Origin of the sequence: Bacillus nitratireducens, assembly GCF_001884135.1 — a bacterium.
Lineage (GTDB): Bacteria > Bacillota > Bacilli > Bacillales > Bacillaceae_G > Bacillus_A > Bacillus_A nitratireducens.
The window spans coordinates 122,850-149,133 of the sequence record NZ_MAOC01000007.1 but is presented as its reverse complement, the minus strand read 5'-3'; the positions used below and the strand labels follow the sequence as shown (position 1 = coordinate 149,133).

Annotated in this window: 27 protein-coding genes; all 27 read left to right on the top strand. The window is 37.7% G+C overall.

The annotated features are described in order from the left end of the window. Positions 1-2 precede the first annotated feature (2 nt). Positions 3-1,352: a signal recognition particle protein gene (gene ffh, locus BAU23_RS02155; protein WP_000863455.1), complete on the top strand. Its 1,350-nt coding sequence runs from the start codon at positions 3-5 to the stop codon at positions 1,350-1,352. A 101-nt stretch (positions 1,353-1,453) separates the two neighbouring features. Further along, positions 1,454-1,726, top strand: coding sequence for a 30S ribosomal protein S16 (gene rpsP, locus BAU23_RS02150; RefSeq protein WP_000268750.1), 273 nt, complete (start codon positions 1,454-1,456; stop codon positions 1,724-1,726). Between the two features lie 14 nt (positions 1,727-1,740). Then, entirely contained in the window at positions 1,741-1,968 is a 228-nt protein-coding gene (locus BAU23_RS02145) for a KH domain-containing protein (protein WP_000737392.1), read from the top strand. A 121-nt stretch (positions 1,969-2,089) separates the two neighbouring features. After that, positions 2,090-2,605 (top strand): ribosome maturation factor RimM, encoded by a 516-nt coding sequence (rimM, locus tag BAU23_RS02140; protein ID WP_000170271.1) that lies wholly within the window; start codon positions 2,090-2,092, stop codon positions 2,603-2,605. Beyond that, complete coding sequence (gene trmD / locus BAU23_RS02135) at positions 2,605-3,339, top strand: tRNA (guanosine(37)-N1)-methyltransferase TrmD (protein WP_000686893.1); 735 nt, start codon at positions 2,605-2,607, stop codon at positions 3,337-3,339. Before rimM ends, trmD begins: the two co-directional genes overlap by 1 nt. Positions 3,340-3,485: 146 nt before the next feature. Beyond that, positions 3,486-3,830, top strand: a complete 345-nt coding sequence (gene rplS, locus BAU23_RS02130) for a 50S ribosomal protein L19 (protein WP_001186517.1) — start codon at positions 3,486-3,488, stop codon at positions 3,828-3,830. Positions 3,831-3,931: 101 nt separating this feature from the next. Further along, positions 3,932-4,483 carry a signal peptidase I gene (gene lepB / locus BAU23_RS02125; protein ID WP_000711850.1) on the top strand — a complete coding sequence of 184 codons (552 nt, stop codon included), beginning with the start codon at positions 3,932-3,934 and terminating at the stop codon, positions 4,481-4,483. A gap of 20 nt (positions 4,484-4,503) precedes the next feature. Continuing rightward, on the top strand, positions 4,504-5,394 hold the full coding sequence (ylqF, locus tag BAU23_RS02120; RefSeq protein WP_001007645.1) for a ribosome biogenesis GTPase YlqF: 891 nt from the start codon (positions 4,504-4,506) through the stop codon (positions 5,392-5,394). Positions 5,395-5,450: 56 nt separating this feature from the next. After that, complete coding sequence (locus BAU23_RS02115; protein WP_001171124.1) at positions 5,451-6,218, top strand: ribonuclease HII; 768 nt, start codon at positions 5,451-5,453, stop codon at positions 6,216-6,218. 200 nt (positions 6,219-6,418) lie between these two features. Further along, positions 6,419-7,579: an ADP-forming succinate--CoA ligase subunit beta gene (sucC, locus tag BAU23_RS02110; RefSeq protein ID WP_001020797.1), complete on the top strand. Its 1,161-nt coding sequence runs from the start codon at positions 6,419-6,421 to the stop codon at positions 7,577-7,579. A 19-nt stretch (positions 7,580-7,598) separates the two neighbouring features. Beyond that, complete coding sequence (gene sucD / locus BAU23_RS02105) at positions 7,599-8,501, top strand: succinate--CoA ligase subunit alpha (protein WP_000115186.1); 903 nt, start codon at positions 7,599-7,601, stop codon at positions 8,499-8,501. Positions 8,502-8,589: 88 nt separating this feature from the next. After that, entirely contained in the window at positions 8,590-9,459 is an 870-nt protein-coding gene (gene dprA / locus BAU23_RS02100) for a DNA-processing protein DprA (protein ID WP_000818054.1), read from the top strand. A gap of 144 nt (positions 9,460-9,603) precedes the next feature. Further along, positions 9,604-11,682, top strand: a complete 2,079-nt coding sequence (gene topA, locus BAU23_RS02095; RefSeq protein WP_001286970.1) for a type I DNA topoisomerase — start codon at positions 9,604-9,606, stop codon at positions 11,680-11,682. Between the two features lie 50 nt (positions 11,683-11,732). Beyond that, positions 11,733-13,037, top strand: a complete 1,305-nt coding sequence (gene trmFO, locus BAU23_RS02090) for an FADH(2)-oxidizing methylenetetrahydrofolate--tRNA-(uracil(54)-C(5))-methyltransferase TrmFO (RefSeq protein ID WP_000213005.1) — start codon at positions 11,733-11,735, stop codon at positions 13,035-13,037. 65 nt (positions 13,038-13,102) lie between these two features. Continuing rightward, entirely contained in the window at positions 13,103-14,002 is a 900-nt protein-coding gene (gene xerC / locus BAU23_RS02085; RefSeq protein WP_001101232.1) for a tyrosine recombinase XerC, read from the top strand. Positions 14,003-14,044: 42 nt separating this feature from the next. Beyond that, positions 14,045-14,587, top strand: a complete 543-nt coding sequence (hslV, locus tag BAU23_RS02080) for an ATP-dependent protease proteolytic subunit HslV (RefSeq protein WP_000526270.1) — start codon at positions 14,045-14,047, stop codon at positions 14,585-14,587. Positions 14,588-14,609: 22 nt separating this feature from the next. Continuing rightward, on the top strand, positions 14,610-16,001 hold the full coding sequence (gene hslU / locus BAU23_RS02075) for an ATP-dependent protease ATPase subunit HslU (RefSeq protein ID WP_000550071.1): 1,392 nt from the start codon (positions 14,610-14,612) through the stop codon (positions 15,999-16,001). A gap of 77 nt (positions 16,002-16,078) precedes the next feature. Then, the gene (gene codY / locus BAU23_RS02070) at positions 16,079-16,858 is read left to right on the top strand and encodes a GTP-sensing pleiotropic transcriptional regulator CodY (RefSeq protein WP_000421290.1); all 780 of its coding nucleotides are present in this window, start codon (positions 16,079-16,081) and stop codon (positions 16,856-16,858) included. A gap of 352 nt (positions 16,859-17,210) precedes the next feature. Continuing rightward, the gene (gene rpsB / locus BAU23_RS02065; protein WP_000111485.1) at positions 17,211-17,912 is read left to right on the top strand and encodes a 30S ribosomal protein S2; all 702 of its coding nucleotides are present in this window, start codon (positions 17,211-17,213) and stop codon (positions 17,910-17,912) included. Between the two features lie 104 nt (positions 17,913-18,016). Continuing rightward, positions 18,017-18,904: a translation elongation factor Ts gene (gene tsf, locus BAU23_RS02060; RefSeq protein ID WP_001018584.1), complete on the top strand. Its 888-nt coding sequence runs from the start codon at positions 18,017-18,019 to the stop codon at positions 18,902-18,904. 66 nt (positions 18,905-18,970) lie between these two features. Further along, on the top strand, positions 18,971-19,693 hold the full coding sequence (gene pyrH, locus BAU23_RS02055) for a UMP kinase (protein ID WP_000042666.1): 723 nt from the start codon (positions 18,971-18,973) through the stop codon (positions 19,691-19,693). Between the two features lie 2 nt (positions 19,694-19,695). Continuing rightward, positions 19,696-20,253 carry a ribosome recycling factor gene (gene frr / locus BAU23_RS02050; protein WP_000531504.1) on the top strand — a complete coding sequence of 186 codons (558 nt, stop codon included), beginning with the start codon at positions 19,696-19,698 and terminating at the stop codon, positions 20,251-20,253. A gap of 85 nt (positions 20,254-20,338) precedes the next feature. Beyond that, positions 20,339-21,115 carry an isoprenyl transferase gene (gene uppS, locus BAU23_RS02045; protein ID WP_000971306.1) on the top strand — a complete coding sequence of 259 codons (777 nt, stop codon included), beginning with the start codon at positions 20,339-20,341 and terminating at the stop codon, positions 21,113-21,115. Positions 21,116-21,132: 17 nt separating this feature from the next. After that, positions 21,133-21,924, top strand: coding sequence for a phosphatidate cytidylyltransferase (gene cdsA / locus BAU23_RS02040; RefSeq protein WP_000813576.1), 792 nt, complete (start codon positions 21,133-21,135; stop codon positions 21,922-21,924). 23 nt (positions 21,925-21,947) lie between these two features. Next, complete coding sequence (gene dxr / locus BAU23_RS02035) at positions 21,948-23,090, top strand: 1-deoxy-D-xylulose-5-phosphate reductoisomerase (RefSeq protein WP_000790382.1); 1,143 nt, start codon at positions 21,948-21,950, stop codon at positions 23,088-23,090. A gap of 17 nt (positions 23,091-23,107) precedes the next feature. Beyond that, entirely contained in the window at positions 23,108-24,364 is a 1,257-nt protein-coding gene (gene rseP, locus BAU23_RS02030; RefSeq protein WP_001090226.1) for an RIP metalloprotease RseP, read from the top strand. Positions 24,365-24,473: 109 nt separating this feature from the next. Continuing rightward, positions 24,474-26,174 carry a proline--tRNA ligase gene (locus tag BAU23_RS02025; protein WP_016130181.1) on the top strand — a complete coding sequence of 567 codons (1,701 nt, stop codon included), beginning with the start codon at positions 24,474-24,476 and terminating at the stop codon, positions 26,172-26,174. Positions 26,175-26,284 lie beyond the last annotated feature (110 nt).

Below are 26,284 nucleotides of genomic sequence, written 5' to 3'. Positions count from 1 at the left end.
ATATGGCATTTGAAGGATTAGCCGACCGACTTCAACAGACAATGCAAAAAATCCGCGGCAAAGGAAAAGTTTCTGAAGCCGATGTGAAAGAAATGATGAGAGAAGTTCGTCTAGCTCTTTTAGAAGCAGATGTTAACTTTAAAGTAGTAAAAGATTTTATAAAGCGTGTGTCTGAGCGTGCTGTCGGACAAGATGTAATGAAAAGTTTGACACCTGGACAACAAGTAATTAAAATCGTACAGGAAGAACTTACAGAACTTATGGGCGGAGAGCAAAGCAAAATTGCTGTTGCTAATAAGCCACCGACTGTTATTATGATGGTTGGTCTGCAAGGTGCGGGTAAAACAACGACAACAGGTAAGCTTGCGAATTTACTTCGTAAAAAGTATAATCGTAAACCGATGCTTGTTGCAGCAGATATTTACCGTCCAGCAGCGATTAAACAGCTTGAAACATTAGGGAAGCAATTGGACATGCCTGTTTTCTCTTTAGGAGATCAAGTAAGTCCAGTTGAAATTGCGAAACAAGCGATTGCAAAAGCAAAAGAAGATCATCACGATTACGTTTTAATTGATACAGCGGGTCGCCTGCATATTGATGAAGAACTAATGGATGAATTAGCGAAAGTGAAAGAAGTTGCGAAACCGGATGAAATTTTCCTTGTTGTCGATGCGATGACAGGACAAGACGCGGTAAATGTAGCACAAAGTTTCCATGAGCAGTTAGGTTTAACAGGTGTTGTATTAACGAAATTAGATGGTGACACGCGCGGTGGTGCGGCATTATCTATTAAGGCTGTAACAAACACACCAATTAAATTTGCTGGTATGGGTGAAAAGCTAGATGCGATTGAAGCGTTCCATCCAGAACGTATGGCATCCCGTATTTTAGGGATGGGTGACGTCTTAACATTAATTGAAAAAGCGCAAGCTACAGTTGATGAAGAGAAAGCAAAAGAACTTGAGCAAAAAATGCGTACGCTTTCGTTTACGCTTGACGATTTCCTAGAACAACTTGGACAAGTGCGTCAACTTGGACCGCTTGACGAATTGTTAGGAATGCTTCCTGGTGCAAATAAAATTAAAGGGCTGAAAAATGCACAAGTTGATGAAAAACAAATTGGGCATATTGAGGCAATTATTCGTTCTATGACTAAATTAGAGCGAGAACAACCGGAAATAATCAATGCTAGTCGTAAAAAACGCATTGCCAAAGGTAGCGGTACAACCGTACAAGAAATTAATCGTCTAATCAAGCAGTTTGATGATATGAAAAAAATGATGAAGTCGATGACTGGAATGCAAAAAGGTAAGAAAAAAGGACTAGGTGGATTGAAGTTTCCATTCATGTAAGGAAAAAAAGATGGCTCTGTTAAGAAAAAATACTTTACAAAGCAATAGTCTTTTTGCTAATATAATTATCTGTGTGAAATAAATTCGGAGGTGCTTTATAAATGGCAGTTAAAATTCGTTTAAAACGTATGGGAGCTAAAAAAACTCCTTTCTATCGTGTAGTTGTTGCAGATTCTCGTTCTCCTCGTGACGGACGTTTCATTGAGGAAATCGGTACTTACAATCCGGTTGCTCAACCAGCTGAAGTTAAGATCAACGAAGAAGCAGCATTAAAATGGTTAGGAAACGGTGCTAAACCATCTGATACAGTTCGTAACCTATTCTCTAACCAAGGTATCATGGAGAAATTCCACTTATCTAAACAAGGTAAGTAATTGAGGCAATGACTATGAAGAAGTTAGTCGAGACGATTGTCAAGCCTCTTGTCGATCATCCTGAAGATGTAAAAGTTACACAGGAACTTTGCAACGGAGAGATAAAGTATCGATTAACTGTACATCCTGAGGATGTTGGAAAAGTCATTGGAAAGCAAGGGAAGGTTGCGAAAGCAATTCGAATGCTCTTGTATTCAGTGGGACATCATAATGATGAAAAAGTAACACTGGAAATTCAATAAACGTAAAAAGGGCGAGGAGTTAATTCCTCTCCCTTTTTTAACATTTAAAGAGAAGTTGCATGTTCCATATATGAAATGGAGATGCTTAATTTATATAGAAACCAGGGGTGACATACTATTTATGACAAAATGGTTTAACGTAGGGAAAATTGTAAATACTCATGGCGTAAGAGGAGAAATTCGTGTAATTTCTCGTACTGATTTTCCGGAAGAGCGATATAAAGTAGGAAACACGTTATACATATGTAATGAGAAAGGTACAGACTATCTTCCAGTGAAGGTAACTTCTCATCGTCAACATAAGACATTTGATTTATTAACACTTGAAGGATACAACAATGTAGATGAAGTAGAGAAGTTGAAAGGTTCTTTAATAAAAGTACCAGAAGAGCAGTTAGGCGAACTAGCTGAAGGTGAATACTACTATCATGAAATTATTGGTTGCAGTGTTGTAACGGAAGAAGGAGAAGCGTTAGGAACGATCAAAGAGATCTTATCTCCTGGTGCGAATGATGTATGGGTGATTAAACGTCCAAAGGGTCAAGATCTTTTAATTCCTTATATTGATGACGTTGTGCTTCAAGTTAACATTGAGAATAAATTAGTAACCATTCATGTAATGGAAGGGTTGCTATAATGAAAATTGACATTTTAACATTGTTTCCAGATATGTTTACGGGTGTGTTTGGGTCTTCAATTTTAAAGAAAGCACAAGAAAAAGAAGCGGTAGAGCTTCGTGTTGTCAATTTCCGTGATTATACAACTAGCAAGCATAATAGTGTAGATGATTATCCGTATGGTGGGGGCGCTGGGATGGTATTAACCCCTCAGCCTATCTTTGATGCGGTGGAAGAGTTAACGAAGGAAACAGACCGTAAACCGAGAATCGTCTTAATGTGTCCACAAGGAGAGCGTTTTACGCAGAGGAAGGCAGAAGAGCTTGCTGAAGAAGAGCATGTTATTTTTGTATGTGGCCATTATGAAGGGTACGATGAACGAATTCGTGAACATCTTGTAACAGATGAGATTTCTATTGGTGATTACGTATTGACGGGTGGAGAACTAGCCTCAATGGTAATTACTGATAGTGTTGTACGTCTCCTGCCAGGAGTACTAGGGAATCAAACGTCACAAGTGGAAGACTCTTTTAGCACAGGTTTGTTAGAACACCCACACTATACACGTCCTGCTGATTTTCGTGGTATGAAGGTACCGGATGTATTAATGTCAGGAAATCATAAAAACATTGATGAATGGCGCCATAAAGAATCCTTGCGTCGTACGTATACGCGTAGACCAGATTTACTAGAAGAGCGAGAATTATCTAAGCAGGAAGAGAAATGGTTGGAGCAAATTAAAAAAGACCAATAAGGGCTTGATATATTTTCTATTGCAACAGTCCTAGCAATATGCTATTATAACATTTGTGCTACTGAAATCAGTAGCCGTATTAACGATGTTCCGCTGTAATTTATTAAGACTTTATAAGAGCATCTGTTTAAAGGAGAGAATTTAATATGCAACAATTAATCGCAGAAATTACAAAAGGCCAATTAAAAACTGACCTTCCTTCATTCCGTCCTGGAGACACTTTACGTGTACACGTAAAAGTAGTTGAGGGAACTCGTGAAAGAATTCAGCTTTTCGAAGGTGTTGTAATCAAACGTCGTGGTGGCGGAATCAGTGAAACATTCACAGTTCGTAAGATTTCTTACGGCGTAGGTGTTGAGCGTACATTCCCAGTTCACACGCCAAGAATCGCGAACATCGAAGTACTTCGCCGTGGTAAAGTACGTCGTGCTAAGTTATACTACTTACGTAACCTTCGCGGTAAAAAAGCACGTATTAAAGAAATTCGATAAGACATGTATGGGAGCTTGTAAATACACAAGCTCCCTTTTTCCAATCTATATAAAATTTTGATATAATACGAGCAGCTTACATAACTGTGGAGGGGAAATGCATGAAGAAAGAAAAGAGTTCACTTTGGGAATGGATCAAAGCAATTTTGATTGCTATTGTATTAGCGGGCGTTATTAGGCAGTTTTTCTTTGCGCCAATTCTCGTAGATGGTGTATCGATGTCACCAACTTTACATGACCGTGATCGAATGATTGTTAATAAAATAGGTTATCACATAGGTGATCCGAAGCGCTTTGATATTATTGTATTTCGAGCGACGGAAGAAAAAGATTATATTAAGCGTATTATCGGCCTACCAGGCGATGAAATCGAATATCGTAATGATAAACTATACGTTAATGGAAAAGCTTATGAGGAGCCGTACTTAGACAAACAGAAAAAACAAATTTCTGACGGACCGCTTACATATGATTTTACTCTTGAAGAAATGACTGGAAAGAAAACTGTTCCAGAAGGTCAATTATTTGTTTTAGGTGATAATCGCCGTTTTAGTAAAGATAGCCGGACGATTGGTACAATTTCAGTGGACCAAGTAATTGGTAATGCAAATATGTTATATTGGCCGTTAAAAGATGCACGTATTGTGAAATAACAGAAAAAGAAGGTGGCAACATGGCAATTCAATGGTTCCCAGGACATATGGCAAAGGCTAGACGCCAAGTAACAGAAAAATTAAAGTTAATCGATGTTGTAATTGAGCTTGTAGATGCTCGATTACCTTTATCTTCTCGAAATCCGATGATTGATGAAATTATTACACATAAACCGAGGTTGGTTGTTTTAAATAAGGCGGATATGGCAGATGATCGTTTAACGAAACAATGGATCGCATATTTTAAAGAAAAGGGCCATAAGGCAATTTCAATTAATGCACAAGCTGGACAAGGTATGAAAGAAATTGCAGCAGCTTGTAAAATCCTTGTTAAAGAAAAATTCGATAAAATGGTTGCTAAAGGTATTAGACCGAGAGCGATTCGTGCTTTAATCGTAGGTATTCCAAATGTTGGTAAATCTACTTTGATTAATAAATTAGCGAAGAAAAATATCGCGAAAACAGGAGATCGTCCTGGAGTAACTACGGCTCAGCAGTGGATTAAAGTTGGAAAAGAAATGGAGTTACTTGATACACCAGGTATTTTGTGGCCTAAATTTGAAGATCAATTAGTTGGTTTACGTCTAGCTACGACTGGTGCAATTAAAGACTCTATTTTAAATCTACAAGATGTAGCTGTTTATGCATTACGTTTTATGGAGAAACATTATCCAGAACGATTAAAAGAGCGATATAATTTAAATGACATTCCAGAAGATATTGTGGAGTTATTTGATGCAATCGGAAAAAACAGAGGTTGCCTAATGGGCGGCGGCATGATTGACTATGATAAAACATCTGAACTTATACTTCGTGAGCTTCGTGGTGGTAAACTCGGGAAAATGACGTTTGAAACACCGGAAGAGTTTGCAGAGCAGGTAGAAGATGTGGAGAAAGTAGAAGAAGTATAAGACGTGCGTATGTGCGTCTTTTCTTTTTGGATACGTTTAAAAAGGAGTATAGATAGATGCAAAAAATGACTATACAAGAAGCCGAATGTTTGCTAAAAGAAATTATAAATGAAGAAGATGAACGTTTTCAAATGTTAGTGAAAGACGAGAGAAAAGGTGTTCAAAAATTAATTTTGAAGTGGTATAAACAAAAAGAGTTGGCACACAAGGAAAAAGAGAAATTTCTAGAAATGTCTAAGTATGAACATGCTTTGCGTGAAAAAGGAATCACGTATATTGCGGGCATTGATGAAGTGGGACGAGGACCGTTAGCTGGACCTGTTGTGACAGCTGCTGTTGTCCTTCCGGAAGAGTTTTATATTCCAGGGTTAAATGACTCGAAAAAGTTGAGTGAAGCGAAACGAGAGCGTTTTTATGATGAAATTAAAGAGCATGCGATTGCAATTGGAGTTGGAATTGTATCACCACAAATTATTGATGAAATCAATATTTATCAAGCAACGAAGCAAGCGATGTTAGATGCAGTTGCCAATTTATCATGTACACCAGAATATTTATTAATCGATGCGATGAAGTTGCCTACATCAATTCCACAAACATCAATCATTAAAGGTGATGCGAAAAGTATATCTATTTCAGCTGCATCTATTATTGCGAAAGTGACAAGAGATCGTATGATGAAAGAGTTAGGTAAAAAGTATCCTGCATATGGATTTGAACAACATATGGGATATGGGACGAAACAGCATTTAGAAGCGATTGAATCACATGGAGTGTTAGAGGAACATCGGAAATCATTTGCGCCAATTAAAGATATGATTTAAAAATAAGCTGTGAATATACAGCTTATTTTTTTATTTTGGTATATGAACATTATTATTTTCAAAAAAGAATAAAGCGATTTCAGTTTTCTGACACTTTATTGTAGACAGCGTGCCAATCATCTTATACAATGGCAATGTGATGTTTTTTAAACATTAAAAAACTTTTCGAGTAAAACAGGAAAACAGGGGAGGATGGGACCATGAATATCCATGAGTACCAAGGTAAGGCAGTCCTTAGAAGCTATGGGGTTAGCGTTCCGAACGGGAAGGTTGCATTTACAGTAGAAGAAGCTGTAGAAGCAGCTAAAGAATTAGGAACAGAAGTATGTGTAGTTAAAGCGCAAATTCACGCTGGTGGACGCGGCAAAGCTGGCGGAGTAAAAGTTGCGAAAAATTTAGAAGAAGTTCGTACATATGCAGAAAGCATTTTAGGAACTACACTTGTGACGCATCAAACAGGTCCTGAAGGTAAGGAAGTAAAACGCTTACTTATCGAAGAAGGTTGCGATATTAAAAAAGAATATTATGTAGGTCTTGTGTTAGATCGTGCAACTTCTCAAGTTGTTTTAATGGCATCTGAAGAAGGTGGAACAGAAATTGAAGAAGTAGCAGAAAAAACACCTGAAAAAATCTTTAAAGAATATATTGATCCAGCAGTAGGTTTACAAGGTTTCCAAGCACGTCGAATCGCGTTTAACATCAATATTCCAAAAGAGCTGGTAGGACAAGCTGTGAAGTTTATGATGGGCTTATATAGTGCGTTTATCGAAAAAGATTGCTCTATCGCTGAGATTAATCCACTTGTTACAACAGGTGACGGTAAAGTTATGGCTTTAGATGCGAAATTAAACTTCGATTCTAATGCGTTATATCGCCATAAAGACATTTTAGAACTTCGTGATCTTGATGAAGAAGATTCAAAAGAAATTGAAGCTTCTAAATATGACTTAAACTACATTCCTTTAGATGGAAATATCGGTTGTATGGTTAATGGTGCAGGTTTAGCAATGGCTACAATGGATATCATTAAACATTACCATGGTGACCCAGCTAACTTCTTAGATGTTGGTGGCGGCGCAACAGCTGAAAAAGTTACAGAAGCATTCAAAATTATCCTTTCTGACAAAAATGTAAAAGGTATCTTCGTTAACATTTTTGGTGGCATTATGAAGTGTGATGTTATTGCAGAAGGTGTTATTGAAGCAACGAAGCAAGTAGGTCTTGAGTTACCTTTAGTTGTACGTCTTGAAGGTACAAACGTAGAGTTAGGTAAGAAGATTTTAAATGAGTCTGGCTTAAATATTGTTGCAGCAGAATCTATGGCAGACGGTGCACAAAAAATTGTTTCACTAGTGGGCTAATAGAAAGCGGGGGAGAAAAATGAGCGTATTAGTTAATAAAGATACAAAAGTTATTGTTCAAGGTATTACAGGTTCTCAAGGATTATTCCACACAAAACAAATGATTGAATACGGTACGAAAATTGTCGGTGGTGTAACTCCAGGTAAAGGTGGCACTGATATTGAAGGTGTACCAGTATTTGATACTGTAGAAGATGCAGTGAAAGCAACAGGCGCAAATGCTTCAGTTGTATACGTTCCACCCGCTTTTGCGGCTGATGCAATTATGGAAGCAGTTGATGCAAAGATTGATTTAGTAGTATGTATTACTGAAGGAATCCCTGTATTAGATATGGTAAATGTAAAGAGATATATGGCAGGTAAACATACACGTTTACTTGGACCAAACTGTCCTGGTGTCATTACACCTGATGAATGTAAAATTGGTATTATGCCAGGATACATTCATAAAAAAGGTCATGTGGGTATCGTATCTCGCTCTGGTACATTAACGTATGAAGCTGTACATCAGTTAACACAAGAAGGTATTGGCCAATCTACTGCTGTAGGTATCGGTGGGGACCCTGTTAACGGTACAGACTTTATTGATGCGTTAAAAGCATTTAATGAAGATGAAGAAACACATGCTGTAATTATGATTGGTGAAATCGGCGGTACGGCAGAAGAAGAAGCAGCTGAGTGGGTACAAGCTAATATGACAAAACCAGTTGTCGGCTTCATTGGTGGCCAAACTGCGCCTGAAGGCAAACGTATGGGCCATGCCGGTGCAATCATTTCTGGCGGTAAAGGAACTGCTGCGGAAAAGATTAAAACAATGGAAGCTTGTGGTATTAAAGTAGCTGAAACGCCAGCTGTTATGGGTGAAACATTAATCTCTGTTTTAAAAGAAAAGGGATTATTTGAAACTTGTAAAAACTATTAATCTTTTTGAAAGACACCTTCTTGTTTGAGGGTGTCTTTTTATACTTTTCCTGTTTACATAATAAAAATTATGGGTAAGGAGAATTAAGATGAAAAGAGAACGATTATTGCACCTACATTACGTGTTGGCGGATCATTGGAAAGTGATGGAGAGGATACTATATGTTGATCCGGAATTGAATGGGATGTACACTTTTAGTGCGAAGCAATTTGAATATTACGCTGGAATATCCTCGAAAAAATCTTCAGAACTAGTAAATTTTCTTCAGAATGCAAGTCTCCAGCGATATATCTCCTATTTAGAAAAAAATCGAATATTTTATATGACTATATGGGATGAGGATTATCCAAAATTATTGCGAGAAATACAAGATCCCCCTTTTGTTTTATATGGAAAAGGGGAGAAGGATTTTCTTAGTAAAGTAAATAAATTAGCGATTGTTGGGACGAGAGATCCGTCTTTATACGGAAAGAAGAGTATGAAATTTATTTTACACCCTTTACTTGAAAAGGAATGGCTTATTGTTAGTGGGTTTGCAAGAGGGATAGATACAATCGCTCACGAAGTTACAGTAAGTAAGCATTGCCCGACTATTGCTATCTTAGGACATGGATTATCTTATATGTATCCGAAAGAGAATAGACGTTTATATGACACGTGGAAAGACTATATATTGTTATTGACAGAGTATCCTCCGCATTATGCACCGAAAAAATGGTATTTTCCAAAAAGAAATCGAATTATTAGTGGAATAAGTAAAGGGGTTTTAGTTGTAGAAGCAAAATCGAGAAGTGGATCACTTATTACTGCAGACCTCGCATTAGAGCAAAATAGGGAGGTATTTGCCCTTCCTGGACCAATATTTATAGATAGTGCATCAGGAACGAATTATCTTATTCAACAAGGTGCAAAATTAGTACGAAATGCAGAGGATATCCTGGAGGAAATTATAAATTAACCTTATATTTTTATGTTTTTATTAAACAATTATTGACAAATGGTAGATTGTCACTGTATGGTATATTCATTCTTGATTGACAAAAACAAGAGAAATCAATAAGATTGATGAAGACTTGAATCCACCTCTTAAGGAGGCACTAGCATGTCAGATTACCTCGTAATCGTGGAGTCGCCTTCTAAGGCGAAGACCATTGAGAAATATTTAGGGAAAAAATACAAAGTCGTTGCGTCCATGGGACATGTTCGCGATTTACCTAAAAGCCAAATGGGGATAGAAGTAAAGAATAACTTCACCCCGAAGTATATTACCATTCGTGGTAAAGGTCCCGTTTTAAAAGATTTAAAATCAGCGGCAAAAAAAGCAAAGAAAGTCTATCTCGCGGCCGATCCAGACCGCGAAGGGGAAGCAATTGCTTGGCATTTAGCGAATACGTTAAATGTGGACGTTGAATCAGATTGCCGAGTGGTATTTAATGAGATTACAAAAGATGCAATAAAAGAATCATTTAAACATCCTCGGGCAATTAATATGGATTTAGTAGATGCGCAACAAGCAAGGCGTATACTCGATCGTCTTGTTGGTTACAATATTAGTCCTTTATTATGGAAGAAAGTAAAAAAGGGATTAAGTGCAGGACGCGTACAATCTGTAGCAGTTCGTCTAATTATCGAACGTGAAACAGAAATTCAAAACTTTGAACCTGAAGAATTCTGGACAATTAAAACAGAATTTGTGAAAGGTAAAGACACATTTGAAGCAAGCTTTTACGGTGTAGATGGTGAAAAAGTTCAATTAACGAACGAAGAACAAGTGAACGAAATAATCGAAAAGATGAAAGATAATGCGTTTTCGGTTGAAAATGTAACGCGAAAAGAGCGAAAGCGTAATCCGGCATTACCGTTTACAACATCTTCCTTGCAACAAGAAGCTGCACGTAAATTAAATATGCGAGCAAAGAAAACAATGATGCTTGCGCAGCAATTGTATGAAGGGATAGATCTTGGAAAGCAAGGGACTGTAGGTCTTATTACGTATATGAGAACCGATTCAACAAGGATCTCAGAAACTGCTCAAACAGAGGCTCGTACTTATATTACAGAGTCGTTCGGTGCGGAATACATAGGGACAGAGAAGAAGAAAGAAACGAAAAAGTCGAATGCACAAGATGCGCATGAGGCGATTCGTCCTACTTCGGTAATGAGAAAGCCAGAGGAACTAAAAAGTTTCTTAGGTCGTGATCAACTACGTTTGTATAAACTGATTTGGGAGCGATTTGTTGCAAGTCAAATGGCATCTGCTATAATGGATACTGTTACAGCGAGACTCATTAATAACAATGTTCAGTTCCGTGCAAGTGGATCGGTTGTAAAGTTCCCAGGATTTATGAAAGTGTATGTAGAGTCGAAAGATGATGGTGCGGAAGAAAAAGATAAAATGTTGCCACCTTTAGAAGTAGGGGAAACTGTATTTTCAAAAGATATAGAACCGAAGCAACATTACACACAACCTCCGCCACGTTATACAGAGGCTCGTCTAGTAAGAACACTTGAGGAACTTGGAATTGGGAGACCATCTACATATGTACCGACACTTGAAACGATTCAAAAACGTGGATACGTTGGTTTAGATAATAAACGCTTCGTTCCGACTGAACTTGGTGGAATAGTAATCGAACTTATTTTAGAGTTTTTCCCGGAAATTATTAACATTGAATTTACTGCCAATATGGAGCAAAGCCTTGATGAAGTAGAAGAAGGAAATGCGAATTGGGTGAAAATTGTTGATGATTTCTACGTAGGATTTGAACCGCGCTTAGAGAAAGCGGAAAAAGAAATGCGTGAAGTGGAAATTAAAGATGAACCAGCTGGGGAAGACTGTGAATTATGTGAGCACCCAATGGTCTTTAAAATGGGTAAATACGGGAAGTTTATGGCATGTTCGAATTTCCCTGATTGTCGTAATACAAAGCCGATTGTGAAAGAAATCGGTGTGACTTGTCCGAAGTGTGATAAAGGACAAATTATTGAACGTCGAAGTAATAAAAAGAAACGTCTTTTCTATGGATGCGGTACGTATCCAGAGTGTGACTTTGTATCTTGGGATAAGCCGATTGGCCGTAAATGTCCGAAGTGCGAAGGTATGCTTGTAGAGAAGAAGTTGAAAAAAGGCGTGCAAGTACAATGTATTTCGTGTGATTATGAAGAAGAACAACAAATGTGAGCGTAACTGCTCACATTTTTTTCGGGAAGAAAAGGAAAGGTGAGATATATATGACAACACAAGTAGTAAACGTCATTGGCGCAGGTCTTGCAGGAAGCGAAGCAGCTTACCAAATTGCAAAACGTGGTGTCCAAGTAAGATTATATGAAATGAGACCAGTAAGGCAAACGCCAGCTCATCACACAGATAAATTTGCAGAGCTAGTATGCAGTAACTCGCTTCGCGCAAACACATTAACAAATGCTGTTGGTGTTATTAAAGAAGAGATGCGCCTAATGGACTCTGTTATTATTCGTGCAGCTGATGAGTGCTCTGTACCAGCAGGAGGAGCTTTAGCTGTAGATCGTCATGAATTTGCGGCGAAGGTAACTGAGTATGTGAAAAACCATCCAAACGTAACTGTGATGAATGAAGAAATCACTGAAATTCCAGAAGGACCTACTGTTATCGCGACAGGTCCACTTACGTCTCCTGATCTTGCTGCGCAATTAAAAGAATTAACAGGTGAAGATTATTTTTATTTCTATGATGCTGCAGCACCAATTGTTGAGAAAGACAGCATTGATATGAATAAAGTATATTTAAAATCTCGTTATGATAAAGGTGAAGCTGCATATTTAAACTGTCCAATGACAGAAGAAGAGTTTGATCGCTTTTATGAAGCGTTAATTGCTGCTGAGACAGTGCCTTTAAAAGAATTTGAAAAAGAAATTTTCTTTGAAGGTTGTATGCCAGTAGAAGTTATGGCGAGTAGAGGAAGACAGACGTTAGTATTTGGACCGATGAAACCTGTTGGATTAGAAGATCCGAAAACAGGAAAAACACCATATGCAGTTGTTCAGCTACGTCAAGATGATGCAGCAGGAACGTTATACAATATTGTAGGCTTCCAAACACATTTAAAGTGGGGGCCACAAAAAGAAGTATTACAGCTAATTCCAGGACTAGAAAACGCAGAAATTGTACGTTATGGTGTAATGCATCGTAATACGTTTATTAATTCGCCTAACTTACTTCGTCCAACATATCAATATAAACAACGCGATGATTTATTCTTCGCCGGTCAAATGACTGGAGTAGAGGGATATGTTGAATCAGCAGCATCAGGATTATTGGCAGGTATTAACGCTGCTCGACTTGTAAAAGGTGAAGAGCCAGTTGTACTACCATCTGTAACGGCAATGGGAAGTATGGCAAATTATATTACAGCGACTAATGCGAAAAACTTCCAACCAATGAATGCAAACTTCGGTCTATTTGCACCGTTAGAGAAGAAAATTAAAAGGAAACAAGAGCGAAATGAAGCGTATGCTACACGCGCTTTAGAAACAATTCAAAATTTTGTAAATATTTAGTTAAATTTCTTGCAAAGGCTACTGAGTTGTGATACGATTTAGTAGCCTTTATTGAGGTGAGTTATGTGAATGTGAAGAAATTGTTACAATTATTCGTAGGATATTTACAAATTGAAAGAAATTATTCAAAATATACAATTGCAAGTTATCAAAATGATTTAGAACATTTTGTGCAATTTATGGAGCGAGAAGGCATATCCTCTTTTTTAGATGTTACATACGCGGATGTTCGTTTATACTTGACGACGTTGCACGATGAAAAGTTAGCCCGTAAATCTGTCGCAAGAAAAGTATCAAGCTTACGAAGTTTATATCGTTTTTTGATGCGTGAAGGTTATCAAAAAGATAATCCGTTTGCACTTGCGTCACTCCCCAAGAAAGAATTGTCCATCCCAAAGTTTTTATATGCTGAAGAGTTAGAGGAATTATTTGAAGTTTCTGATACAGAGACGCCACTAGGTCAAAGGAATCAAGCTTTGTTAGAGTTAATGTATGCAACTGGGATTCGTGTAAGTGAATGCGTTAACCTACAGCTTACTGATATTGACTTTGCGGTAGGAACAATTTTAGTGATGGGAAAAGGGAAAAAACAAAGATATATTCCGTTCGGAAGCTATGCACAAGATGCTTTAATTACTTATATCGAGAACGGGAGAAAACAGTTAATTCAAAAGACTGAAGAACATTCTCATATGGTATTTTTAAATGCGAAGGGTACGCCGTTAACAGATCGGGGTGTACGTTATGTTTTAAACGAGCTCATTAAGAAGGCTTCGCTTACAATGCGGATAAGTCCCCATATGTTAAGGCATACATTTGCTACACATATGTTGGATGAAGGAGCGGATTTACGTACTGTACAGGAGCTATTAGGTCATGAAAATTTGTCTACGACACAAATTTATACGCATGTCTCTAAAGAAAGATTGCGTTCTGTTTACATGAAGCATCACCCACGGGCATAAATTGCTTTAAGAGCTATAAAAACATATAAAGGAGTTTTTTCTATGGGAAATTTCCACGCTACAACGATATTTGCAGTTCATCATAATGGAGAATGTGCAATGGCTGGAGATGGTCAGGTGACGATGGGAAATGCTGTTGTAATGAAGCATACAGCTCGCAAAGTTCGCAAACTTTTCCAAGGGAAAGTTTTAGCTGGTTTTGCAGGTTCAGTTGCAGATGCATTTACTCTTTTTGAAATGTTTGAAGGGAAATTAGAAGAGTACAATGGCAATTTGCAGCGTGCTGCAGTTGAGATGGCAAAACAATGGCGTGGCGACAAAATGTTACGTCAGCTAGAAGCGATGCTCATTGTCATGGATAAAACAACTATGCTTCTTGTTTCAGGTACAGGAGAAGTGATTGAACCGGATGATGGTATTTTAGCAATTGGATCTGGCGGGAATTATGCGCTTTCTGCAGGTCGTGCTTTAAAGCAATATGCAAGTGAACATTTAACAGCGAAGGAAATTGCGAAAGCGAGTTTAGACATTGCTGGCGATATTTGTGTTTATACGAACCACAATATAATTGTGGAAGAATTGTAGAATCGTAAGGGAGGCATTTTATATGCATTTACATTTTACTCCGCGTCAAATTGTGGAAAAATTAGATCAATACATTATCGGTCAAAAAGATGCGAAGAAAGCGGTTGCTGTAGCTTTAAGAAATCGATATCGTCGAAGTAAATTAGCTGAAAATCTACGTGATGAAATTGCACCTAAAAATATTTTAATGATTGGACCGACAGGTGTTGGTAAAACAGAGGTAGCACGACGAATGGCGAAACTCGTTGGAGCACCTTTTATTAAGGTTGAAGCTACGAAATTTACAGAAGTTGGATATGTAGGTAGAGATGTAGAATCAATGGTACGTGACCTTGTGGAAACGTCAGTTCGTATCGTGAAAGAAGAAATGGTAATTAAAGTGCAAGACAAAGCAGAAGAACAAGCGAACCAACGTCTTGTTGAAATTTTAGTGCCAAGTCCGGAGAAACAATCTGGATTTAAAAACCCATTAGAAATGCTATTTGGCGGTGCTCAAAATTCGAATCAAACATCTGATACACAGGAAGATGTTGAAATCGAAAAGAAACGTCAAGACGTGGAAAGAAAGCTTGCTGCAGGACTTCTTGAAGATGAAATTGTATCGATTGAAGTGACTGAGCAACAGTCTTCCATGTTCGATATGTTACAAGGAACTGGTATGGAACAAATGGGAATGAATTTCCAAGATGCATTAGGAAGTTTTATGCCGAAAAAAACAAAAAAACGTAAACTTTCTGTAAAAGAAGCAAGAAAACTCTTGACAAATGAGGAAGCACAGCGCTTAATTGATATGGATGAAGTTACACAAGAGGCTGTTTATCGTGCTGAACAGCTCGGGATTATTTTTATCGATGAAATTGACAAAATTGCTGGTAAGCAGTCGAATAGCGTAGATGTATCACGTGAAGGTGTGCAACGTGACATTCTGCCGATTGTAGAAGGGTCAAATGTCGCGACAAAATACGGATCAGTAAAAACGGATTATATTTTATTCGTTGCAGCTGGAGCGTTTCATATGTCTAAACCGTCGGATTTAATTCCGGAACTGCAAGGGAGATTTCCGATTCGAGTAGAATTAACAAAATTATCGACAGATGATTTTGTTAAAATATTAATCGAGCCTGACAATGCGTTAATTAAACAATATATGGCTTTATTAGCGACTGAAGGTATAGAAATTGAATTTTCAGACGAAGCTATTCGTAAGATTGCTGAGATTGCTTATCAAGTTAATCAGGATACAGATAATATTGGAGCAAGAAGACTTCATACGATTATGGAGAAGCTCCTTGAAGATTTATCGTTTGAAGCATCTGAAATTACGTTAGAGAAAATAACGATAACACCTCAATACGTTGAGGAGAAATTAGCAACGATTGCTAAAAATAAAGATGTGAGCCAGTTTATTTTGTAATTGTGTCATCAGGTGACTCGCCCTAGTTTCCAAGTGATGAAAAAATATGTGAGTAATATGTAGGAGGAACTTTTGAAATGGAATTATTAGCAAAAACGAGAAAATTAAATGCGTTATTACAGAGCGCAGCAGGAAAGCCTGTAAACTTTAGAGAAATGTCTGACACAATGTGTGAAGTAATCGAAGCGAACGTATTCGTAGTAAGCCGTCGTGGTAAATTACTAGGTTATGCAATTCACCAACAAATTGAGAATGAGCGTATGAAACAAATGCTTGCAGAGCGTCAATTCCCGGAAGAATACACACAAAGCTTATTCAACATTACAGAAACATCTTCTAACTTAGATGTAAACAGTGCTTACACAGCATTCCCAGTAGAAAATAGAGAATTATTCGGTCAAGGTTTAACTACAATCGTACCAATCGTTGGTGGCGGTGAGCGTCTAGGCACATTAGTGTTAGCTCGTCTTGGTCAAGAGTTCTTAGACGATGATTTAATCCTTGCTGAATACAGTTCAACTGTAGTAGGTATGGAAATCTTACGTGAAAAAGCAGAAGAAATCGAAGAGGAAGCACGTAGTAAAGCTGTTGTTCAAATGGCGATTAGCTCATTATCTTACAGTGAGTTAGAAGCAATCGAGCATATCTTCGAAGAATTAAATGGAACAGAAGGTTTACTTGTTGCAAGTAAAATTGCTGATCGCGTAGGGATTACTCGTTCTGTAATCGTAAATGCACTACGTAAATTAGAAAGTGCTGGTGTTATTGAGTCTCGCTCTTTAGGTATGAAAGGAACATACATTAAAGTGCTAAACGACAAGTTTCTACAGGAACTTGCTAAATTAAAAACAAACTAATTTATATAAAAACTCTCCTCGGTTGAGGAGAGTTTTTTGTTTTTTTAAGAGAATGATTTTGCTTACGTAAGGCGTCATGACAACGTTCATTAGAAAACTATTAATTAGCCTTCACCTTCTTGCTTAAAGGAAGTGAAGGTTGGGAATACTAGAATTCGAGCGTGAAAAAAAGAAAGTTTTACATTGTTCGCATTTTCGACTTGATTGTAATATTTCAGTATGATATAGTAAGCAGTGGTGTCAGTACAAAGTACACACGTTTACTGATTTAAGTGTTGGTGCTACGTTTGTAGTTTCGCTTAGAGATGAAGTAAACGGAGGATATCAAAAACCATTTAGGAGGAACTAAATTATGTCAGTAATTTCTATGAAGCAATTGCTTGAAGCTGGTGTTCATTTCGGACATCAAACTCGTCGTTGGAACCCAAAAATGAAGCGTTACATTTTCACAGAGCGTAACGGTATCTACATCATCGACTTACAAAAAACTGTGAAAAAAGTTGAGGAAGCTTACAGAACGATGCGCGACATCGCTGCTGAAGGTGGAGACATTTTATTCGTAGGTACTAAAAAACAAGCACAAGAAGCTATTAAAGAAGAAGCAACTCGTGCTGGTATGTACTTCGTTAACCAACGTTGGTTAGGTGGAACTTTAACAAACTTCCAAACAATCCAAAAGCGTATCAAGCGCCTTAAAGACATCGAAAGAATGCAAGAAGATGGTACTTTCGAAGTACTTCCTAAGAAAGAAGTTGTTCAACTTAAAAAAGAGTTAGAGCGTCTTGAGAAATTCTTAGGCGGTATTAAAGATATGAAAGGTCTTCCAAGTGCATTATTCGTAGTAGACCCTCGTAAAGAGCGTATTGCAGTTGCTGAAGCACGCAAATTACACATTCCAATCATCGGTATCGTTGATACAAACTGTGATCCAGACGAAATCGATCACGTTATCCCAGCAAACGATGATGCAATTCGTGCTGTAAAACTTCTTACATCTAAAATGGCAGACGCGATCCTTGAAGCAAAACAAGGTGAAGAAACTGTTACTGCGTAACAAATTTGGAAAGGTGATAAGGGGTTCGGCCTTTTATCACCTTTTTTAAGGTATAAACACCTTTTTAAAAAGGTATAAATACATATTTTAGGAGGATGAAAAATATGGCAATCACTGCACAAATGGTAAAAGAACTTCGTGAAAAAACAGGCGCAGGTATGATGGACTGCAAAAAAGCTTTAACTGAAACTAATGGCGACATGGAGAAAGCAATTGACTTCTTACGTGAAAAAGGTATTGCAAAAGCTGCTAAAAAAGCAGACCGCATCGCTGCTGAAGGTTTAACTTTCATCGAAACAAACGGTAACGAAGGTTTAATCTTAGAATTAAACTCTGAGACTGATTTCGTTGCGAAAAACGAAGGTTTCCAAGCGTTAATTAAAGAATTAGCTGCTCACTTATTAGCTAACAAACCAGCTAACATTGAAGAAGCTATGGCTCAAACAATCGAAGGCGGCAAAACAGTAGAAGAGCACATCAACGAAGCAATCGCTAAAATTGGTGAAAAACTTACACTTCGTCGTTTCGAAATCGTATCAAAAACTGATGCTGATGCATTCGGCGCTTACCTACACATGGGTGGACGTATTGGTGTATTAACAGTTCTTGAAGGTTCTACTGACGAAGCTGCTGCTAAAGATGTAGCAATGCACATCGCAGCAGTTAACCCAAAATACATCGACCGCGATGCTGTAACTGCTGAAGAAGTTGAGCATGAGCGTCAAGTATTAACACAACAAGCTTTAAACGAAGGCAAGCCTGAAAAAATCGTTGCAAAAATGGTTGAAGGCCGTCTAGGCAAATTCTTCGAAGAGATTTGCTTACTTGACCAAGCATTCGTTAAAAACCCTGATATGAAAGTTCGTCAGTTCGTTGAGTCTAAAGGCGGAACATTAAAAGGATTCGTTCGCTACGCTGTTGGTGAAGGTATCGAAAAACGCGAAGACAACTTTGCTGAAGAAGTAATGAACCAAGTAAAAGGTAGCAACTAATAAAGATTAGGGAACACATTGTGTTCCCTTTTTTAAAATAAAGATGTAAGCAATTGGAGGTTCATTATGAGTAAACCGAAATATAATCGTGTCGTATTAAAGCTAAGCGGAGAAGCGTTAGCTGGCGAACAAGGATTTGGAATTAACCCATCTGTTATAAAATCAGTTGCGGAACAAGTGAAAGAAATTGCAGAACTTGATGTAGAAGTTGCTGTTGTTGTTGGTGGCGGAAACATTTGGCGTGGAAAAATCGGAAGTGAAATGGGAATGGATCGTGCTGGAGCAGATTACATGGGTATGTTAGCAACAGTTATGAACTCATTAGCTCTTCAAGATAGCTTAGAGAACATTGGAATTCAAACTCGTGTTCAAACTTCAATCGAAATGCGTCAAGTAGCAGAGCCTTACATTCGTCGTAAAGCAATTCGTCACTTAGAGAAGAAACGTGTTGTTATCTTTGCAGCAGGTACAGGTAACCCTTACTTCTCTACAGATACGACGGCAGCATTACGTGCAGCGGAAATCGAAGCTGATGTTATCTTAATGGCGAAAAACAACGTAGATGGCGTATATAATGCAGATCCATCTCTTGACCCAACAGCTACGAAATACGAAACACTTACTTACTTAGATGTATTAAAAGAAGGTTTAGGTGTAATGGATTCAACAGCTTCTTCTTTATGTATGGACAATGATATTCCATTAATTGTATTCTCGGTTATGGAAAAAGGTAACATTAAACGTGCCGTTTTAGGCGAAAATATTGGAACAGTTGTAAGGGGGAAATAAATATGGGACAACAAGTATTGAAGTCTTCAAATGAAAAAATGGAAAAAGCAGTTGCTGCTTACTCTCGTGAATTAGCAACAGTTCGCGCAGGTCGTGCAAGCTCGTCTGTATTAGATAAGGTACAAGTTGATTACTATGGTGCACCAACACCTGTTGTGCAATTAGCGAACATTACAGTTCCAGAAGCACGTTTACTTGTAATTCAACCTTATGATAAAACTTCTATCGGTGATATTGAAAAAGCAATCTTAAAAGCAGATTTAGGCTTAAATCCTTCTAATGATGGAACTGTAATTCGTATTGCATTCCCTGCATTAACAGAAGAGCGTCGTCGTGATCTTGTAAAAGTTGTGAAAAAATATGCTGAAGAAGCAAAAGTTGCTGTTCGTAACGTACGTCGTGACGGTAATGATGATCTTAAGAAGCTTGAAAAAGCTGGCGATATTACAGAAGACGATTTAAGAGGATATACTGAAGATATCCAAAAAGAAACAGATAAATATATTGCAAAAGTTGACGAAATCGCAAAAAACAAAGAAAAAGAAATCATGGAAGTGTAATAGCGATAACTTCGCAAATATGACCCTCTTCTTAAGGGGGTCTTTTTACACTTTTAGGCATACGTCTGCTTGCTGGAGGGTATGAATGATGTTTAAAAACTTTCCTTTTTTTAAAAGTAAAAAGGACGCATCGTTTGATCATCTCGTTGAAGAAGTGAAAAAAGGATATATCCCAGAACATATTGCTATTATTATGGATGGCAATGGAAGATGGGCAAAGAGAAGAGCGATGCCTCGCATTGCTGGACATCATGAAGGCATGCAAGTTGTAAAGAAAATAACAAAATTTGCAAGTAAGCTTGGTGTGAAAGTATTAACTCTTTATGCTTTTTCGACTGAGAACTGGAAAAGACCGAAAAAGGAAGTAGATTATTTGATGAAGCTTCCAGAAGAATTTCTAGGTACATTTTTACCAGAATTGATTGAAGAAAACGTACAAGTCCGAGTAATAGGGCAAAAAGATCGTCTTCCTACGCATACGCGCAGAGCGATGGAAAAGGCCATGGAAGATACGAAAGAGAATACGGGATTAATTCTTAATTTCGCGTTAAACTATGGAAGTCGAGATGAAATCGTTTCTGCTGTGCAACATATGATGAAAGATAGTGAGGAAGGGAAAATTCGTGCTGAAGAAGTAAGTGAAGAAATGATTTCTTCGTACTTAATGACGAGTTCTTTACCTGATCCAGAGTTGTTAATCCGTACAAGCGGAGAGCTACGTATTAGTAATTTCATGTTATGGCAAATTGCTTATTCGGAATTTTGGTTTACAGATGTGTATTGGCCAGATTTTACCGAGGAACATTTGCTAAATGCGATTACAGACTTTCAGCATAGAGGGCGCAGATTCGGAGGCGTGTAGAAAGAGAGGGTTTGGTAGTGAAACAGAGAATTATTACTGGAGTGATTGCTGCCGCGCTATTCATTCCCATCGTAATATACGGTGGCGTGCCTTTTACAGTTTTAGTGTATGCACTTGCTTCTATAGGTTTATATGAATTAATTCGTATGAACAAGCTTACGCTTATTTCGGTACCAACAGTTTTAGCTGCAGTATTATTATGGATTATATTAGTTCCGAGTAGTGCATCAGAGCTGTTTACATGGATTGGATTAGGTAAATTAGAAATTACATTTGTGATTGTTTTATTACTTTTATCATATACAGTCCTTTCTAAGAATACATTTACTTTTGACAATGCTTCATTTTTACTTATGGCAACGACATATGTTGGAATGGGATTCTTATATTTAAATGAAACGAGAATATTAGGAATTAAATATGTGTTCTGTGCATTATTTGTCATATGGGCAACTGATTCAGGGGCATATTTTATAGGAAAAGCATTTGGAAAAAGAAAATTGTGGCCAGAAATTAGTCCGAATAAAACGATTGAAGGTTCATTAGGCGGTATTGTTTGTGGAATTGTTGTTGCACTTGTTTACAATATGTTCTTCCCGGTTGAAGCGAATGTAGGAATTTTAATCGTTCTGACGATTATCATTTCTATTTTTGGACAAATTGGTGATTTAGTGCAATCTGCATTTAAACGCCATTATGGTGTAAAGGATTCAGGTACAATTTTACCTGGACATGGTGGTATATTAGATCGAACAGATAGTTGGTTATTTGTGTTACCAATTCTATACTTCTTATTACAATATAATTAATAAATGAACGAGGGGTTGGAGTCATGAAAAACATTAGTTTATTAGGTGCAAGCGGATCAATCGGTACACAAACATTAGATGTGTTACGCTCGCACCCAGACCAATTCCGTCTCGTTGCTTTTTCTGTAGGGAAAAATGTTGACTACGCAGTAAAGGTAATTCAAGAATTTTCTCCGCAAATTGTCTCTGTGCAAAGAGAGGAAGATGTTTTAAAATTACAAGCTGTTTCTGGTAATACAAAGGTCGTATATGGTAGTGAAGGCTTATTAGAAGTAGCATTACACCCAGATACAGAAGTTGTAGTAAATGCGGTTGTAGGTAGCGTAGGTTTATTGCCGACACTCCGTGCAATTGAGGCGAAAAAAACAATTGGAATTGCAAACAAAGAAACGTTAGTAACTGCAGGGCATCTTGTAATGGAAGCAGCACGAAAACATAATGTATCGTTACTTCCAGTTGATAGTGAACATTCAGCTATTTTTCAATGCTTGAATGGGGAAAATGAAAAAAGAATCTCTCGACTAATTATAACGGCTTCAGGCGGAAGTTTTCGTGATAAAACGAGAGATGAATTGCATCATGTGACCGTAGAAGATGCACTTCGTCATCCAAACTGGTCAATGGGTTCGAAAATTACAATTGATTCTGCTACAATGATGAATAAGGGACTAGAAGTAATTGAAGCACACTGGCTTTTTGGTATCCCTTATGAGCAAATCGATGTTGTTCTACATAAAGAGAGTATTATTCATTCTATGGTTGAATTTGAAGATCGTAGTGTAATGGCGCAGCTTGGCTCACCTGATATGCGAGTACCAATTCAATACGCGCTTACATATCCTGATAGATTACCTCTTTCAGACACAAAACAGTTAAATCTATGGGAAATGGGAACATTGCATTTTGAGAAAATGAATCAAGAACGTTTCCGTTGCCTACGTTTTGCGTATGAAGCTGGGAAGACAGGTGGAAGCATGCCAGCTGTAATGAACGCGGCAAATGAAATAGCTGTTGAAGCCTTTTTACAAAAGAGAATTGGTTTCTTAACAGTGGAAGACCTCATTGAAAAAGCAATGCACCATCACAATGTCATTGCACGTCCGAGCTTAGAGGAAATTCAGGAAATTGATGCAGCCACAAGACGGTTTGTGATGGAACAAATTTAGCAAAGGTGGTTATGGAATTGAATACAGCGATTGCCTTTATATTAATTTTCGGTGCACTCGTATTTTTCCATGAGCTAGGGCATCTATATTTCGCAAAAAGAGCGGGTATTTTATGCCGCGAGTTTGCGATTGGTTTTGGTCCGAAAATATTCTCATTTGAAAAGAATGAAACGGTGTATACGATTCGCTTACTACCCCTTGGTGGCTATGTAAGAATGGCTGGCGAGGATGCGGACACTGTGGAGTTAAAGCCTGGGAAAAAGGTTGGACTTGTAATAAATGAAAAAGAAGAAGTTGTGAAATTAGTTTTTGACGGACATGAAAAATATCCAAATGTTCGCGTCATTGAAGTCGAACAAGCTGATTTGGAACATAATCTTACAATTTCGGGATATGAAGAGTACGAGGAAGAGCTGCAAACATTCCGAGTGAATGAAAAAGCTCGTATCATTACTGCTGGTGAAGAAATTCAAATTGCTCCGTATAATAGGCAGTTTGGCTCCAAGAAATTGGGTCAACGTGCTTTAACAATTTTTGCGGGTCCTGCGATGAACTTCATTTTAGCATTTGTTATTTTTGTGATTTTAGGATTTGTACAAGGTGTTCCTGTTGACAAGCCAATGGTCGGAAAAGTAATGGAGAATAGTGCAGCACAGCAAGCTGGATTAAAAGAAAATGATACAATTCAAGCGATTGATGGGAAGAACACTAGTACATGGAAAGATGTTGTAACAATTGTACGTGAAAACCCGAATAAAGAAATTACGTTACAGGTAAAGCGTGATAATGAACAGTTTAATGTAAAAGTAACACCAACGGTTGATAAAGAAGGAAAAGAAGAAGTTGGTAGAATTGGTGTTTACTCTCCTGTAGAGAAAACAGTGATGGGTTCTATTAAATCAGGGTTTGAACAAACGTACGAATGGACGAAACTAATTTTTGATTCTCTTGTGAAATTAGTAACTGGTCAATTTTCTATTAATGAGTTATCAGGTCCAGTAGGAATTTATAATTTAACAGATCAAGTTGTAGATTATGGATTTACGCGTGTACTAAGTTTAGCGGCAGTTTTAAGTATTAACCTTGGTTTATTTAATTTATTACCAGTTCCAGCTTTAGACGGTGGACGTTTGTTCTTCTTCTTAATTGAGGCATTAAGAGGGAAACCGATTGATCGTCAAAAAGAAGGAATGGTTCACTTTATTGGATTTGCATTATTAATGTTGCTTATGTTAGTTGTAACATGGAATGACATCCGTAAGTTTTTCTTGTAAAATAAGAAGAAGTTTATAATGAAATAGAGCTCGTACAATAAAATCCCTCACCTAACTCGAGGTGAGGGGTTTTGTTGCGTGTAAGAGTAAAATGAAGAGGTGCGAATAAATGAAACAAAGTATGGTATTCAGTCCTACATTACGTGAAGTTCCAGCTGATGCTGAAATTAAAAGTCATCAATTATTACTTCGCGCAGGGTTTATGCGTCAAAATGCTTCTGGTATTTATAGTTTTCTACCATTTGGTTTAAAAGTATTACACAAAGTAGAACGTATTGTTCGTGAAGAAATGGAGCGTGCAGGAGCTGTAGAATTATTAATGCCAGCTATGCAAGCTGCGGAATTATGGCAAGAGTCAGGGCGTTGGTATTCTTACGGATCTGAATTAATGCGTATGAAAGATCGTAACGCTCGTGAATTTGCATTAGGAGCTACACACGAAGAAGTAATTACTGATCTTGTACGTGATGAAGTGAAATCATATAAAAAATTACCGTTAACATTATACCAAATTCAAACAAAGTTCCGTGACGAACAAAGACCTCGTTTCGGTCTATTACGTGGAAGAGAGTTTCTAATGAAAGATGCATACTCTTTCCATGCTACGCAAGAGAGCTTAGATGAAGTGTATGATCGTTTATACAAAGCATACTCTAACATTTTTGCTCGTTGTGGCTTGAACTTCCGTGCAGTTATTGCTGACTCTGGAGCAATGGGCGGAAAAGATACGCATGAGTTTATGGTATTATCTGAAGTTGGTGAAGATACAATTGCATACTCTGATACATCTAATTATGCAGCAAACATCGAAATGGCTCCTGTGGTAGCTACGTATACGAAGAGTGATGAAGCAGAAAAGGCACTTGAAAAGGTAGCAACACCAGATCAAAAAGCAATTGAAGAAGTATCTGCATTCTTAAACATTGAAGCTGACAAGTGCATTAAGTCTATGGTATTTAAAGTAGATGAGAAATTAGTAGTTGTACTTGTTCGTGGTGATCATGAAGTAAACGATGTAAAAGTGAAAAATGTATACGGCGCTTCAGTTGTTGAGCTTGCTTCTCATGAAGAAGTGAAAGAATTATTAAACTGTGAAGTTGGTTCTTTAGGACCGATTGGTGTTACAGGTGATATCGAAATTATCGCTGACCATGCTGTAGCATCAATTGTTAACGGATGTTCGGGAGCGAACGAAGAAGGATTCCATTATGTAAATGTAAATCCAGAACGTGACTTTAAAGTGAGTCAATATACAGATTTACGCTTCATTCAAGAAGGAGACCAATCTCCAGATGGAAATGGAACAATTCTTTTCGCGCGCGGAATTGAAGTAGGTCACGTATTCAAATTAGGAACTCGTTATAGTGAAGCAATGAACGCAACGTTCCTAGATGAAAACGGAAAAACAAAACCACTTATTATGGGTTGTTACGGTATCGGTGTATCTCGTACAGTGGCAGCAATTGCAGAACAGTTTAATGATGAGAACGGTTTAGTTTGGCCAAAGGCTGTTGCACCGTTCCATGTGCATGTAATTCCAGTAAATATGAAATCTGATGCACAACGTGAATTGGGTGAAAACATCTACAACTCATTGCAAGAGCAAGGATACGAAGTATTACTAGATGATCGTGCAGAACGTGCAGGTGTTAAATTTGCAGATGCAGATTTATTCGGCCTTCCAGTTCGTGTTACAGTTGGTAAAAAAGCGGATGAAGGTATTGTAGAAGTGAAAGTACGTGCTACAGGCGAGTCTGAAGAAGTGAAAGTAGAAGAACTTCAAACATATATTGCTAATATTTTAAAATAAGAAGAGGTACCTCGTTATGAGGTACCTTCTCTTTCTTTGTAAACGTATTTCGTAAAAGAAGAAGGGAGAAATCTTTCTTTGTAGTACGATTCAATTTATAATAGCAAATG